Consider the following 13,912-nt stretch of genomic DNA (forward strand, 5'->3'; position numbering starts at 1 on the left):
ACGATTTTCCTGCGGACTGAATTATATATAGTATCTTAATATATGTTATAATAAGCTTCTTACTGTATCTTAAGAAGAATAGAGGTCGCTAGAGGATGAAATGTAAAATTAATCGCAATGCAACTAAAGTTTTGAAGGATATGCTGAGCACTCAGGAAGCGGAAGGCAAAAAGATTCGTGTAGTCATTACGCAGAATCACGGGGATCACGGCCATTATGATGTGACTCTGGATACGCCAACCGAGCATGATGAAATTGTCGCTACCGACAAGGGGATCGAGGTATTGCTGGATACGCGTGAGCCACTTTTGGACGGCGTTTGGATTCAATATTTTTATGTGCCGCAAGAGGGCTTCTTTATCACGAATCCATCTACAGGTTTTCTTGAAAAATAAGCAGTTGATTAACACTTACTATAAAAGAGTTCAGCCTGAAATGGGCTGAACTCTTTTTTTGCGGGACGAGGAGGTTATCGCTTATTTTTGTACTTTTTTGCTGCTGTAGTAATTGTATAGACTTGGATATTTGTTTATTATATGATTTTATTGAATCGATGGACCTGTGGATATATGGCGATCTAGTCTGTCACAATTATAGGGGGAACTTATGGGAAAAAGGATTTTGAATACTTTATTAGGGTTACTGGTTCTAGTGAATTTGCTTTTTGGGGGTCAACTGACTTTTGCAGCCTCCGCACATCAGTCAACTGAAACAATGACCGATATACATAACAGCTGGGCAAGCAGTCAGATTTCTAAATGGTTGGATAAGGGTTTGATCTCAGGATATGCAGATCACACGTTCAAACCGAACGCTAGTATTTCACGGGCTGAGTTTGCTTCGATTGTCAATAAAGTTTTTGGTTTCACGAACCAGCCGCAGGTAGTTTTTAAAGATGTAAAATCAGACAAATGGTATTATTCCGAAATTGGAAAAGCGAAGTCAGCCGGGTATATCTCAGGGTTTGGGGATAATACATTCCGGCCCGAGGCGGCTATAAGCAGGCAGGAAGCGGCAAAAATGCTGTATATCCTCCTGCAGCTAAGTGCCTCAAATGATAATTCCGCAATACAGGTATTTACTGATTACAACGCAGTACCGGCATGGAGCAAAATTTATTTAAATGAAATTGTGGATAAAGGGTACATGAACGGTTACCCGGATCATACGTTAAGACCCCTCCAGACGATTACCCGGGCAGAAGCAGTGGCCATGCTGGATAAAGTAATCGGTACTCTTGTCATGGAGAAAGGAACCCTTGGTGGAACGGAAATAACAACGATATCGGGAAATGTAACCATTAACACTCCAGGTGTTACTTTGAAGAATACCAGAATTGAAGGAGATTTGCTGTTAACTGCGGGCATTGCTGCAGGTGAAGCGGAGCTCGATCAGGTGACTGTTACGGGCAGAACGATTGTAGCAGGAGGCGGGGAGAATAGTATTCACCTGCTGGACTCGAAGTTGAATGAAATGCTTATCAATAAGCAGCCGGGGAGAGTCCGCATAGTATCAGAGGGTAACACCAGTATTAACAAAACGATTGTAAAAACAGGAGTCAAGCTGGAGGAAACCAATAAAGAATCGGGTTTTGAATCTGTTGAACTTGATCTTACGAATGCAGATGAATATGTGGATTTAAGCGGTACCTTCACAAAAATAACGATTAAGAATAAAACAACAGTAAATGCTCTTGAGAAGTCTGAGATCGGTGCATTGGAGGTAGCCAAAGAGGCAGCGTCCAGTACGGTTAATGTAGCCGAAAATAGCTTGTTAAAACAATTAACTTTGAATGCCCCTGCTATCGTTAAGGGAAAAGGTACGATATCAAAGGCAATCATTAATGTGAGCGGTTCTACATTCGAACAAGACATTAAAGATTATGTTTTGGGTAAAGAGGTTTCAGTTGTTGTGAACGGAAAAGAAATCACCGCGGAGAAGGATCCAGCACAGCAACTAAGTGTACAGCTGCCAGCTGCAGGCGGAGGTGGAAGTGGTGGAGGTGGAGGCGGTACAAGCCCGGGCCCTGCTCCTCAGCCCGTGCCACAGCCTGGACAGGACAAACTACCTGAAGTTCAAGGGGTATTCATGGTAGAAGATCAACTGTACGTCCGGTTTGACCAACTTGGCAATTACAATGAAGTACAGTGGAATTTGATTAATCCGGACACGGAAACAGATTACGGGACAACCTATAAGAACGCTGAGGGCCGTGTTGGGATTTATACAGTACAGGGAGGCGCACTTCCTCCAGCGGAGTATATTGCCGCCATTTCCAATAATGCATACTATGCCTTTTTACCGAGTCTTTTACTCAGTAAAACGGTGATGAACGGCTCTTATTCTCCCACTGTTTATTACACAGGTGTGCTCGACATCTACTTCCAAATCAATCAGAACGGAAATATTGTACATGCAAATCAGTCTTCTGCTGATGTTAAAGCTCCTTTGGCGAATGGGGATATAATTTCGGTATTCTACGGGGATTATCTGGTGCTGAAAGCACAGTGGGATGGTACAGGCAAGAAGTGGGCTTATAAGGGGATTTCGAATATTACACCGGCTCTGGATCATGTCTCGGCAACTTCATCCTCCAAAACGGATATCAATATTAAGTGGGATGCGGTGCCTGGAGCGGAGTACTACACTATTTTCACAAGCAGCTCGCAGGATGGACCTTATAGTGCTATTAAAGATCCTTCGGGAGCAAATCTTCAGGTAAAGGGAACCTCTTATGCAGATAGCGGGCACGCTCCGCATACAACGGTTTACTATAAAGTGATGGCGGTTGTAAACGGAACCGGGTCGGCACTTAGCGAATCTGTTTCAGCCACCACGTTAGCTAATGAGCATATGCAATTAAATTTCAATGTTACGGACAGTGTTCAAGACCCAAGCGAGCCTATTATTTATGCAACAGACAAACAAAATAAGAAACTCGCCGTCATTAACTATGAGACCCGGCAGACGACCTATGTTTCGTTTGATTTGCCTCCGGAAAGGTTAACGTATGCGGACGGTAAATTATATGTGGCTCTCCTGAAAGCAGAGCATTCGTCTTATATTTTTGATGAACAGCAAAAAGGTGCCGTCGCGGTTGTAGATACAGCAACGCTCACCATTGACCATATTTACGATATTGATCTGGACCCTTATAGTATTACGGCTGACCGCCAAGGCAATGTGTATATTTCATCCGGTTCGGGCCAATGGACGGAAATCCGTTCTTATTCCAGCAATACGTTTGCACCCGTAGGATCATATTCAATCAGACAAGCAAGTCATATCCTTATGCACCCGACAATGAATAAGCTCTATTCTGTGGATACAGATTCGAGTCCAAGAGATATCGAGACTTTTGTCGTTACAGATGGGAAATTCACTAGCAACTACGATTCTCCTTATCATGGAGATTATCCTCTGGCTACAAATAATCATTTATCGCCGGATGGAAAGTATCTATTTAATGGCGCAGGTACAGTATTTTCAACCACCTATAATTCATTTGATGACATGAGCTTTGTGTATAAAATGGATGGGGTTTATGATGATTTGGTGTTCGATCTGGAGCATAACAGGCTGTTTACGGTTAAAGGTCAGCTAATTAACTCGTATGACTACAGTGATTTCAGCAAAATTGAAACCATACCATTAGAAGGAACCGGCCAGCGGATTTTTAATGGAACCAATCAATTGCTCGCATTGACCAGCTTAGAGGGAAAAACGATTCTTGAATTTATTGACAAACCTTCTTCGGAGGTTGTGCCGCCGGTTAATACCCCCGGGATTTATTTGGGAGGAACGGTTGTAGACGCTGTATATGACTCTGCTGACAACAAGGTTTACGCGATTGATCAGGCATTCAAAAAATTAATCGTTGTTGATTCGGAGAGCCAATCTATTATTCAAAAAATCGCACTGCCTTATAAACCAGCAGGGATAACTTTATCTGAAGATGGAACGAAATTGTATATCGTTAATAAGGATGCTAACTATCTGGTGACAGAGGTGAGCTTAAGTGATTATCAGATTACCCGGAATTTGACGTATTCGAATGGGGCGGATTCCCGGGACTTCTCAGACCGCCATATTTACAGCAAGTCGGGCCGTCTGTATGTTGTTTTAGGTGACTGGTCTCCGACGCTGCTGATTTTTGATGAGGCGACCTTCCAGCCAAGTGTGGGCAATGCGGAAATTAATGGTATAGGGGATATGGTGTTCACCGGTGATAACAGCCGCTTCTATTACTGGAGTCAATATGGATGGGATGCCGGCTTAGCCAATTCAACTATCTACGCGAATTCCATTCATGAAGATGGCAGCTTCACCAAAGTAGATCAATCCAATTTGGGCTACCCGGAAATGAACAGAGATCCGCTGGATGCGCCTGCTTTATTAGTGGAAAGTCTGGGAATGATTATCGTCAAGAACAAAGCCTTTAATAAAGATAACCTGCAAGAAATTAAAGGGACGTTCCCAGAAACGATTTATGCAGTGAATGTAGTGAATAATACGGCCTTAGGGAGAAACGGGATTTATGACCTTACGACCTTCCAGAAGATCGAATCAATTGATTTGACCGGTGCGAAGAGCATATTCTATGATGATAAGGGAACTCTTTATTATGTATTAGATAACTCTTTGATCATCAAATAATCCCCGAAATGAATTAAACAGTTTAGATCAAAGCACCTTCTAATATGGAGGTGCTTTTTTGTTTAGGTGAAGCTTTCATTATTAACGCAGTAAAGACCTCGAGTTCTCACCCTAGGTCTTTGCTGCTTTAATAATTTTCGGTCTTGTCATCTCCCTTAATGAGCTGCCGTGACCTTGATCTCATCCAACTTCGGCTTTGGCTGCTTCAGGGCCAGGAAGGCTACCAGAATGCCGAGCAGCGTGGTCGCAGCGGAGATCAGGAACGCTGTATGGATCGCGGAGTTGAGAGCAGCCGGCTGCAGGTGTTCGAGAGTTGACCCCGTTCCCAGGCTTGCCGAAATAATTGCCATAATCACCGCTAAACCGATAGCTCCGCCGATTTGCTGACCTGTCGAGATGAGTGCGGAAGCGATGCCTTGCTCGTTCGGCTCAATGCCAGCGCTGCCCGCGATGAACATCGTCGTAAAGACTAGCGCCTGACCAATGCCGATGATCACCGTACCCGGAATGATACTCCAAGCTGATCCGCTCGCAGACAATCCCGTCAGCATCAGGAACCCGGCGGCTCCAAGCCCCATGCCTGCGGCGATTGTACCAGCCACGCCGACCTTTGCGAGCATGGTATTGATGAGTTTGGCGCCGACGAAGGCACTCAGTGTAAGCGGCAGGAAGCTAAAGCCCGATTGGATAGCCGAATAGTGCAGCACATCTTGCGTATACAGCGTCAGGAAGTAATACAGCGAGCCGAATGAAGCCGAGAACAGAAACGCTGTCAGTGCAGCGCCCGTAAGATTACGGCCCCGGAACATACGGAAGGAAATCAGCGGCTCCTTTGTTCTTTTCTCAATGGCTATGAAAGCAGCCAGCAGGAGCACGCCGGTCAAAGCGAAAGGAAGTACCGATGCGCTGACCCAGCCTTCGACCGGTGCTTGAATCAGATAATAGACAACACTTAGCAGACCAGCAGTTACCGATAGTGTACCAGCCGCATCATAATGCTTGGCGCCTGCCGGTGCCTTGCTTTCAGTCAGTACGAATGGTGCGAGAATAACAGCTAGAAGTGAAATCGGCACATTCACCAGGAAGGTCGCCTCCCATCCGACGTAGCTCGTTAGAGCCCCTCCAAGCAGCAGGCCAAGCGACATGCCGACACCGCCCATGGATGCCCAGATGCCCATCGCACGGTTACGTTCCGGCCCCTCGTTGAAGTTCGACATAATAAGCGATAAGGTAGCCGGCGACAGCAGCGCCCCGCCTAGTCCTTGCAGTCCTCTAGCCGCGATTAACATAAGCTGCGACTCTGCTAATCCGCCCATGAGTGAGCCGAGTCCGAAGAGCGCCATCGCGATTATAAACATGCGTCTTCTCCCCATCAAATCAGATAAACGCCCGCCGATCAGCAGGAACCCCCCGAAAGCAAGGGAATACGCACTGACCACCCACTGGAGATGATTCGCTGAAAATCCGAGGTCACTTCCCAGAGACGGCATTGCCACGAAAATAATGGTATAATCCAGTGCCATGACCAGCTGCGAGACCGCCAATATTAATAGCGCTAATCCTTTGTGTTTTGTTGCGTTCATGTTCGATTCCCCTTCGTGCGCAGACAAAAGTGCCTGCAATAAAATTTTTTTTGACCATTCGGTCTGAAATGGGTAAAAAGGAATGAAGCCCCTTGCGACGCTTCATTCTTGGTCCAGCACAGATAACGTAACCTTGGTAATTTGCTCGATGACGAGCGGATCATCCGACAATTTGGCCGCTTGTGTAAGCCCGTAGCGTGCATGGTACAAATACCGGGCCAGCGCCTGCAAATCCCGGTTGGCGCTGAACTCGCCCTGCTGCACTCCCCGAACCAGAGCATCGTAAAGTGCCTGCTCCAGCCGTTTTTTATCCTCATTGAACAGCACGGCAATTTCGGGGTCATGCGGGACCTGGTCAATAGCGCTATAGAGAATGAAGCACTCCTTGCGGCGCTGCTCGTCTCTGAGCGTCTCACCGATAGCCTCGAATATATCCGAAATTGCTGTCTTCACAGACGCCGTCTCTGCCAAATAAGCGACTACCGCAGAGGACTTTTCATTCACATAATGATTAACTGCTTTTAGGAAAAGGTCCCGTTTCGTGCCATACGTATCGTACAGACTTTGGCGGGCAATGCCGAGACCCTCGAGCAAAAGCTGCATGGAGGTTCCTTCATAGCCATAATGCCCGAACACCTCCATCGCTTTATGCAGCACAAGATTGGTATCGAATTCTTTGTTTCTTGCCATTGAATAACCGCCTTTCTCATCTACCATGCTAGCGATATTAGAATGTTCAGTCAAGAAGAGGAAGTAAAAGGCAGTGAGAGAGAAGGACTGTCACTCTATAGCGAATTACTCCGAGAAGCGTACAACGTCATTAACACTACCGATGGACTCGATCGCCACCAGCGGATTCCAGAAGTCGCGGTAACGTGTGATTAGACCATTCTTGGTCTCTACGACACTGATGTATGTTTGGTTGTAAGGATTGCCTGTTTCCCGGTGCTTTCCGGCAGACTTGAACTCTGCAATAACGAGCTCCGGGTCCACCGTCAGATGGAAGACAAGATCAGTGAACTGGACCTCAAAATGTTTCGGGAAGTTCTGCATGTAGTCATAAAGCTCGGCCTTGCCTTGCTTTTGATCCGGGAACCCTGCCGGTCCGTATGGGAACTCGAGCAGGCCATTCTCATCCCACAGGTCAACCCATGCCTTAATGTCGCCGCCGGACAGATGCTTCAGATGATTGCGGAAGGCCTCTTGTGCTCTTTCACGTACTGCTTCTTGCGTTACGGTTTGGTTTGTCATCATTTTTTCCTCCAATTTGGATAATAGTTTATTTGACCAATTGGTCTGAAATAATCAAAAAAATAATCGGTCCTTTTGACCACTCAGCACCTCCTGTTCTTGATGAATTCATCATACCAATTCCGGATCGATCAGTCAATAATTAATTTCAAAATTTTATCACCTTTGCATTGAAGAAGGTAGATTAATGGAATCTTAGGGGTGACCACAGTTTGGAGCGAACCTGTAATATGAGCAATACTTGCTGTATTCACTGCATATTCAATCCGCCCGGAATAAGGTTTACTGAAGAGGTGAGGAGCATACCGAAGGAGGAATAGATCACATGACACAAGCTATGCAGCGTCAGGAAGCAGTAACCATTCATAAAAACGAGGTATTTGCCGCAGTCGCCGGGCAGCTGAAACCCCGGCTTATTTACCGGCAGTGCAGCCCAAGGCAGATTGTGCATGTGATTAAGAATGAACATATAATCCATGGCTGGCAGGCAGAAGCGTTGAGGAACGCAGAAGACCTTGCAGCTCTTTCGTTCGGCAAAGGTGAAGAGGTTATTGTAGATTTCGGAGAACATCTGGTCGGAAATCTGGCCATCCGGATCGTTCCCGTGGGGAGCCCGCCGGATGCACCGCTTCATTTGCAAATCACTCTGGGCGAAATGCCCGTTGAGATGGCAGAACCGTTCTCCGAATATAACGGATGGCTCAGCAGCTCCTGGCTGCAGGAGGAGCGTGTTCATCTCGATGTGCTGCCAAGCGCGCTGAACCTGGAGCGGCGATACAGCTTCAGGTATCTCAAGCTGAAGGTGCTCGATACCTCGCCAAAGTACAAGGTATCCTTTGCAGAGATCAGCTGCACGGCGGTAACCTCGGCTGACCGCTCTGCTCTGTCTGCGTTCACACATGCGGACCCGGAGCTGCAGGCGATAGATGAAGTCAGCGTAAAGACGCTGGAGGAGTGCATGCAGGAGGTATTCGAAGACGGCCCCAAGCGGGACCGCAGATTATGGCTCGGAGATCTGCGGCTGCAGGCGCTCGCCAATTATGAGACGTTCTCAGGCAATGAGCTGGTGAAACGCTGCCTGTATCTGTTCGCGGCTTATCCGGATGAGCGGGGCAGAATCACAGCCAATTTGTTCATGAAGCCGCAGGTGATAGCGGACGATACGTATCTCTATGATTATTCGCTCTTTTTTGTCGCTACGCTGCATGATTATTTCCTCGCTACGGAGGACCGGAGCACACTTGAAGAGCTGTGGCCGTCCGCTTACCGGCAGATTGAGCTGGGGCTTGAGCGGCTTGACGAGCGCGGGATCGTAACCGATGACGAGAGCTGGTGGTCCTTCATTGACTGGCATCCCCAATTGAACAAGCAGGCTCCTTCCCAAGCGATCTTAATTTATAATTTGAAGCGTGCACTGAATTTGGCCAGCCTGCTCGGAGATGAAAGAAAGGATAAGCTGGAGCAGGTGACCGGAACGCTTACGCAAGCTGCAATGGAACATTTATGGGATCCTGAGTCCGGCTATTTCATCAGCGGCAGCGATAGACAGGTATCGTATGCGTCCCAAATCTGGATGGTGCTGGCTGGAGTACCGGTACCGGAGCACGGGAGGGAGCTTATGCTGAAACTGCTGGATGACAATTCTGCTATTCCGATGTCTACACCATATATGGTACATCACTTTATCGAGGCGCTGATCCAGGTCGGCGAGAGGGAATCAGCCATCCGGGAGATGAAGAAGTATTGGGGGCAAATGATTAAAGACGGAGCGGATACGTTCTGGGAGCTGTATGATCCCAATGATAAGAGCTTTTCCCCTTATGGCAGCCCTCTGATCAACAGTTATTGTCATGCCTGGAGCTGTACACCAACTTATCTAATCCGTAAATATAAGTTATAGGAGCAGCAAGAACAACCTGAGCAGCCGCAGCCGGCGCTGTCTCAGGTTGTTTTATTTTTTTTGCGGTAGAGCAGGGGGGTTAGCCCGTAGCGCTCGGCGAATTTTTTGTAAAAGAAACTCAGGCTCTCATAGCCGCATTCGCCGGCAATCTCTCCGATGGGGCGGTCGCTGCTGGAGAGCAGGAGAGCGGCATAAGCCATACGGTGTTCCTGTACCAGCTCACCAAAGGTCTTGCCGGTGCTTTTCTTCAGCAGATTCCCCAGATAGTTTGGATTGAAATTAAAGTGTGCAGCCAGATCCTTCAGGGAGCAATCCTGGAAATGGCACTCCAGATATTGCAGGATTTCCAGCAGATCGGCCCTGTTCGTAAAAGGAAGCCCGTTTAGGGCAGGGTCCTGCTTCAGCACCCGCATAAGCTCTGTGAACACGATGACCATATAGCCGCCTATCATATCCGCAGAGAACTCCCGGGGATCGTAATACTCACACATTAGGCTGGCGAGGGTATGGTGAAGATTCAGACAATTCTCCGACCGGAAGACCAGATACCGGTTATGGGCAGCGGAGGGAGACTGGGCGTTGACCAGAAAATCGGTTAATTTGCCGTCAACCCCCAGGCGGGTCAGAAAGGCTGCGTTAAGCGTTTCCTTGCGCATGAGAATATTGATTAGAATGTCATCCTCATCCAGGCTGGAAATCGAATGGGGGACATCTGTATCAAGCAGGCATATCTGGCCTTGAGTCAGCTCAACGCCGGACCCGCCTATAGTCTGCTGGCAACGCCCGGAATACATATAATTGAGCTCGATAAATGCATGGGTGTGCTCCGGCATGGCTGCATATCTGTGGTGCTTGCTGATATGATAATCGCCTTGGCTGAAAAAGAGGTGTTCCGGCAGACGCGGTACCCGTTCCCCCTCAGGCAGGGCCAACTCTTTGCCGCCGAATTCCTCAATGTTGCGGCGGGTGAGCCGCTGCTTGGCTTCTATGTCATTATGGCGGCGAAGAAACTGTTCAAGCTCCGCATGATCCATCCGCTCCGCCTCCCTTTCCGCTGTCACATTGCTTGCGATACTCCTCGGGTGTGTAACCGGTCATTTTTTTGAACAGCCGGAAAAAGTATTTGGCGTTGTCGATCCCGAGAGCTTTGGCGATCTTATAAATCTTATCGTCACTGGTGCGCAGCAGCAGCTTAGCGCGCTCAATGCGCTCTTTGTTGACGTAATCAATCAGATTCTCACCGGTTTTATCTTTGAACAGAAAACTGAGGTAGCTCGGGCTGATATAGAACAGGCTCGACAGATGCTCTAATGTTACTGGTGAGCTTATGTTTTTGCGGATATAGACCTTCACATTGTCGATGACATTGGGAGAAGAATAGACCGATTGCTCCTTCAGCAATTCTGCGATGGAGGTGAGTACTGTCAGGAAGTAATGCCTGATTTCTTCCGCATCAAATGAAATGCCCAGTACCGCTTCCAGACTTGAAGACGGATGCTGCCCGCCCTGGGTAGGGAAATAAGCAGATACGAGAGCTTTGACCTCAGCGATGAGATACCGGCAGTTCTCTTTGAGCTGGTGAATTGTCGCCGCAGGCTGCCCGCGGTAATACTCAAAATAATCGAGAACCAGTTCCGTTACTTTCTCCGTGTTGCCCGACTCAATGAAGAAGAGCAGGTCGCCGCTTCCCTCCCACATCACAGGTCCAGCCTGGTAACTCCCCGGATGGTAATGGAAAAATTGGCCCTGGTCGGCGATAGCGCGGCAGTTCAAGGCAGACATGGACTCTTCCCGGGCCTGCTGCAGCTCCGTTACATTGCTTTTCACACCGCTGATTCCGATGCAGGCCTGCGGCCCCGTTCCGGCAATTAACTTCCGGGCTTCGGTAGCAGCCAGTTCCAGTACCTCGCTGTCCTTAAGCGAAGCGTCGCACAGCTGGAGGGAAAAAGCCAGCTTCCTGCTCTGAGGGTGGGGAAGAAACAGATGTGTTCTCTCTAAGGCAGGTTCCTGGGCAGCTAACTCTTCAGGATTATAAAGGGTCAGCAACACCATTCTGCTGGAAGACATCAGATTTCGCATGGGAGCAGACCGGAATACAGGGGGGTTCTGAGCAGGATAGAACCCGGCAACATATTGCAGCAGGGCATGCATATCTCCAAGAAGACTTAACTGTTCAGCTTCCCTGGTAATATTCTGAGTCTCCGCCTTGGCAGACTGCTCACTTTCGATGGCGGTTACCGCTTTGGAGATCGCGCCTAAAATTTCTTCCTTACTGAACGGTTTCAGCAGATAGTGGACTACCCGGGCGGAGATGGCCTCCTGCATATATTCAAAATCCGAGTAACCGCTGATGACGATGATCTTTTTATCGGGATATTGACTTTGCAGCTGCCTAAGCAGTGATTTCCCGTCCATCACCGGCATCCGCATATCCGTGAAGATCAGGTGCGGATCCGCCGTGCGGACAAGTTCCAGGGCATCCTCGCCGTTGTCCGCTTCCCCGCAGAAGCTGAGCTCCTCAGTCACACCGCGGATCTTTTTCAGCAGACCCTGGCGGATCAATGGCTCATCGTCAACAATGATGAATTTGTACATGGCTCAGCCTCTTTTCAAGTGTTTTTGGAGGGGAGGGTCAAGGTGATAGTCGTGCCTGTATCAGGTTCGCTGGCAATGGCCAGGCCAAAATCAGAGCCGTAGTACAGGGCGACGCGGGAGTGCACATTTTTAATGCCGATGCTCTGCCTGCTCCGGTGGCCCAGCCCCAGGAACTCCGGCGGCTGTTCCAGCAGCCCTTGAATTTCCCTCAGCCGCTCAGCGGAAATGCCGATCCCGTCATCGTGGATTTCAAAGATAATCCGTCCGGTATCAGGCTCCAGGAAACCCTTCAGCAGGAGTAAGCCGCTTCCTTTTTTGTTCTCCAGTCCGTGGTAGACGGCATTTTCCACTAAAGGCTGAAGAATCAGCTTGAGAATTTTTGCTTCCAGCACAGCTGTCTCTATCTCTTTGACATAACGGATTTTGCTGCCATAACGGATCTGCTGGATGGACATATAATTATCCACATGCTGCAGCTCGTCCCGGGCGGGCACCAGCTCGCTGTCGGTTTTAATGCTGTAACGGAACATATCCCCGAGGGATTTGGTCATCACCGCAATGCTGTCTACCTCCTCGATTTCGGCAATACTGTTGATGGATTCAAGTGTATTGTACAGAAAATGCGAGTTAATCTGGGCTTCGAGCGCTTTCATCTGTGAGTCCATAGTCAGGATTTTATTCTGGTAGATTTCCCTGACGAAGGTGTCGATGTCCTTCATCATTTTGTTGTATTCCATATACAAGAAGCCGATTTCGTCCACCCGCTGGGGCTCGATATCCGTCGTAATGAACTTTTGTGATTTATTTTTGCGCATGATTTTGGCAAGGTGGGTGATCGGTTTAGTAATCCAGTTGGAGAGCAGGACAGAGAGCAGAATGAAAATGACGGCACAGGTAAGGGAAATATAAACGATCAGCTTCCGGGATATCCCGTATTTCTCATACAGTTCACTCAGCGATATATTGGCGATGACCGACCAATGATAGACCGGCAGCCGCTGGATTACTGTCAATATGTCCCCGCTGTAAAATTCCAGCTCATTACTCTGCATGGCCATCGTTCTGCGGGTTAAGGTTTCAGGCAACCGGGTGTCGATGTTTTTACCGGTGCTGTCATAGATAATGTTGCCTTCGTCATTCGCCAGGACAAAATAGCTCATATTGGGAACGGCATCCTGATTGAGACCCTTAAAGATATCCAGGCTGCAGTCAAGCATGAATACGCCAAGGAACTCTTGTGTCTTCATATCGTAGAGTGCACGGGAAAAGAGTATAGAAGGTTCAGAGTTGATAATATAAGGCTTGACGCCGGGTTCGCCGATGTAGAGCTGGCCTTTGCTGGCAATGGTCTTCTGATACCAGTCGTCCTGGAACGGAACGTAGTCAACCTGAAGCTCAGCCGTACTGCCGTAGCTGATGTTTTTGCCGTCAGGCGAGAAAAGATAAATCCCGTTAATATAATCATAACTGAGCAGCAAATTCTCGAAAATCAGCTTCAGCTTGTTCTGTATAATAAAAATGTCGTAGGAATCGCTGGTGACGGCCAGCTTCTTCAATTCATCGCTTACTGTACTGTATGCGGTTGCACTGGAGGACTGCTGCTGAATAGTTAGCGAGATGCGTTCAATATTTCCGAAAATATCTTCAATGCCCTGAACGGTATTATGAACGGTGTTGGAGGCGACAAGTGAGGTTTGCTGGTTGACCAAATCGGTATAGCTCTGATAGGAATTATAAGTGACGATCACAATCGGAATCACAGAGACCAGGACCAGCGCCAGAAAAAGTTTTGTTTTGATACTGACAAATTTCATGCTCGTTTCCTCCGATTTAGCTGGTCGTAAAATAGTGCACCCTAAATGCAAAAGTAATTATACCGCTTTCACGATTAAGATATCAATACAGCCACCAAGCAGAATGGCTGCCG

At 48.0% G+C, this 13,912-nt stretch carries 9 protein-coding genes; 3 read left to right on the forward strand and 6 right to left on the reverse strand.

Features of this window, described 5'->3' with window-relative positions:
* The first annotated feature begins 95 nt into the window (after positions 1 to 95).
* Positions 96 to 395, forward strand: coding sequence for an iron-sulfur cluster assembly accessory protein (locus QU597_RS07385; protein WP_310832040.1), 300 nt, complete (start codon positions 96 to 98; stop codon positions 393 to 395).
* Between the two features lie 211 nt (positions 396 to 606).
* Entirely contained in the window at positions 607 to 4,656 is a 4,050-nt protein-coding gene (locus tag QU597_RS07390) for an S-layer homology domain-containing protein (protein WP_310832041.1), read from the forward strand.
* Positions 4,657 to 4,811: 155 nt separating this feature from the next.
* On the opposite strand, the gene QU597_RS07395 is transcribed toward QU597_RS07390, so the two are convergent.
* From QU597_RS07395 to QU597_RS07405, 3 genes are all read right to left on the reverse strand, one after another.
* Positions 4,812 to 6,239, reverse strand: coding sequence for an MFS transporter (locus tag QU597_RS07395; protein WP_310832042.1), 1,428 nt, complete (start codon positions 6,237 to 6,239; stop codon positions 4,812 to 4,814).
* Positions 6,240 to 6,341: 102 nt separating this feature from the next.
* Positions 6,342 to 6,929 (reverse strand): TetR/AcrR family transcriptional regulator, encoded by a 588-nt coding sequence (locus QU597_RS07400; RefSeq protein WP_310832043.1) that lies wholly within the window; start codon positions 6,927 to 6,929, stop codon positions 6,342 to 6,344.
* 105 nt (positions 6,930 to 7,034) lie between these two features.
* The gene (locus QU597_RS07405) at positions 7,035 to 7,493 is read right to left on the reverse strand and encodes a nuclear transport factor 2 family protein (RefSeq protein ID WP_310832044.1); all 459 of its coding nucleotides are present in this window, start codon (positions 7,491 to 7,493) and stop codon (positions 7,035 to 7,037) included.
* A 322-nt stretch (positions 7,494 to 7,815) separates the two neighbouring features.
* Between QU597_RS07405 and QU597_RS07410 the strand changes: the two genes are divergently transcribed.
* A complete protein-coding gene (locus tag QU597_RS07410; RefSeq protein ID WP_310832045.1) occupies positions 7,816 to 9,390 on the forward strand; it encodes an alpha-L-rhamnosidase-related protein in 1,575 nt (524 codons plus the stop codon).
* Between the two features lie 41 nt (positions 9,391 to 9,431).
* Here the strand turns inward: QU597_RS07410 and QU597_RS07415 are convergent, their stop codons facing one another.
* From QU597_RS07415 to QU597_RS07425, 3 genes are read right to left on the reverse strand one after another with little or no spacing between them, the layout of a single operon-like run.
* Positions 9,432 to 10,424: an AraC family transcriptional regulator gene (locus QU597_RS07415; RefSeq protein WP_310832046.1), complete on the reverse strand. Its 993-nt coding sequence runs from the start codon at positions 10,422 to 10,424 to the stop codon at positions 9,432 to 9,434.
* The gene (locus QU597_RS07420) at positions 10,405 to 11,985 is read right to left on the reverse strand and encodes a response regulator transcription factor (RefSeq protein WP_310832047.1); all 1,581 of its coding nucleotides are present in this window, start codon (positions 11,983 to 11,985) and stop codon (positions 10,405 to 10,407) included. Before QU597_RS07420 ends, QU597_RS07415 begins: the two co-directional genes overlap by 20 nt.
* Before the next feature lie 14 nt (positions 11,986 to 11,999).
* The gene (locus QU597_RS07425) at positions 12,000 to 13,799 is read right to left on the reverse strand and encodes a sensor histidine kinase (RefSeq protein WP_310832048.1); all 1,800 of its coding nucleotides are present in this window, start codon (positions 13,797 to 13,799) and stop codon (positions 12,000 to 12,002) included.
* Positions 13,800 to 13,912: the final 113 nt, after the last annotated feature.

Source organism: Paenibacillus pedocola (genome assembly GCF_031599675.1).
In the GTDB taxonomy this organism is placed as follows: Bacteria; Bacillota; Bacilli; order Paenibacillales; family Paenibacillaceae; genus Paenibacillus_AQ; species Paenibacillus_AQ pedocola.

Coding starts and splice junctions, on each gene's coding strand:
- QU597_RS07385 (WP_310832040.1), top strand. CDS start 96: ATGAAATGTAAAATTAATCGCAATGCAACTAAAGTTTTGAAGGATATG.
- QU597_RS07390 (WP_310832041.1), top strand. CDS start 607: ATGGGAAAAAGGATTTTGAATACTTTATTAGGGTTACTGGTTCTAGTG.
- QU597_RS07395 (WP_310832042.1), bottom strand. CDS start 6,239: ATGAACGCAACAAAACACAAAGGATTAGCGCTATTAATATTGGCGGTC.
- QU597_RS07400 (WP_310832043.1), bottom strand. CDS start 6,929: ATGGCAAGAAACAAAGAATTCGATACCAATCTTGTGCTGCATAAAGCG.
- QU597_RS07405 (WP_310832044.1), bottom strand. CDS start 7,493: ATGATGACAAACCAAACCGTAACGCAAGAAGCAGTACGTGAAAGAGCA.
- QU597_RS07410 (WP_310832045.1), top strand. CDS start 7,816: ATGACACAAGCTATGCAGCGTCAGGAAGCAGTAACCATTCATAAAAAC.
- QU597_RS07415 (WP_310832046.1), bottom strand. CDS start 10,424: ATGGATCATGCGGAGCTTGAACAGTTTCTTCGCCGCCATAATGACATA.
- QU597_RS07420 (WP_310832047.1), bottom strand. CDS start 11,985: ATGTACAAATTCATCATTGTTGACGATGAGCCATTGATCCGCCAGGGT.
- QU597_RS07425 (WP_310832048.1), bottom strand. CDS start 13,799: ATGAAATTTGTCAGTATCAAAACAAAACTTTTTCTGGCGCTGGTCCTG.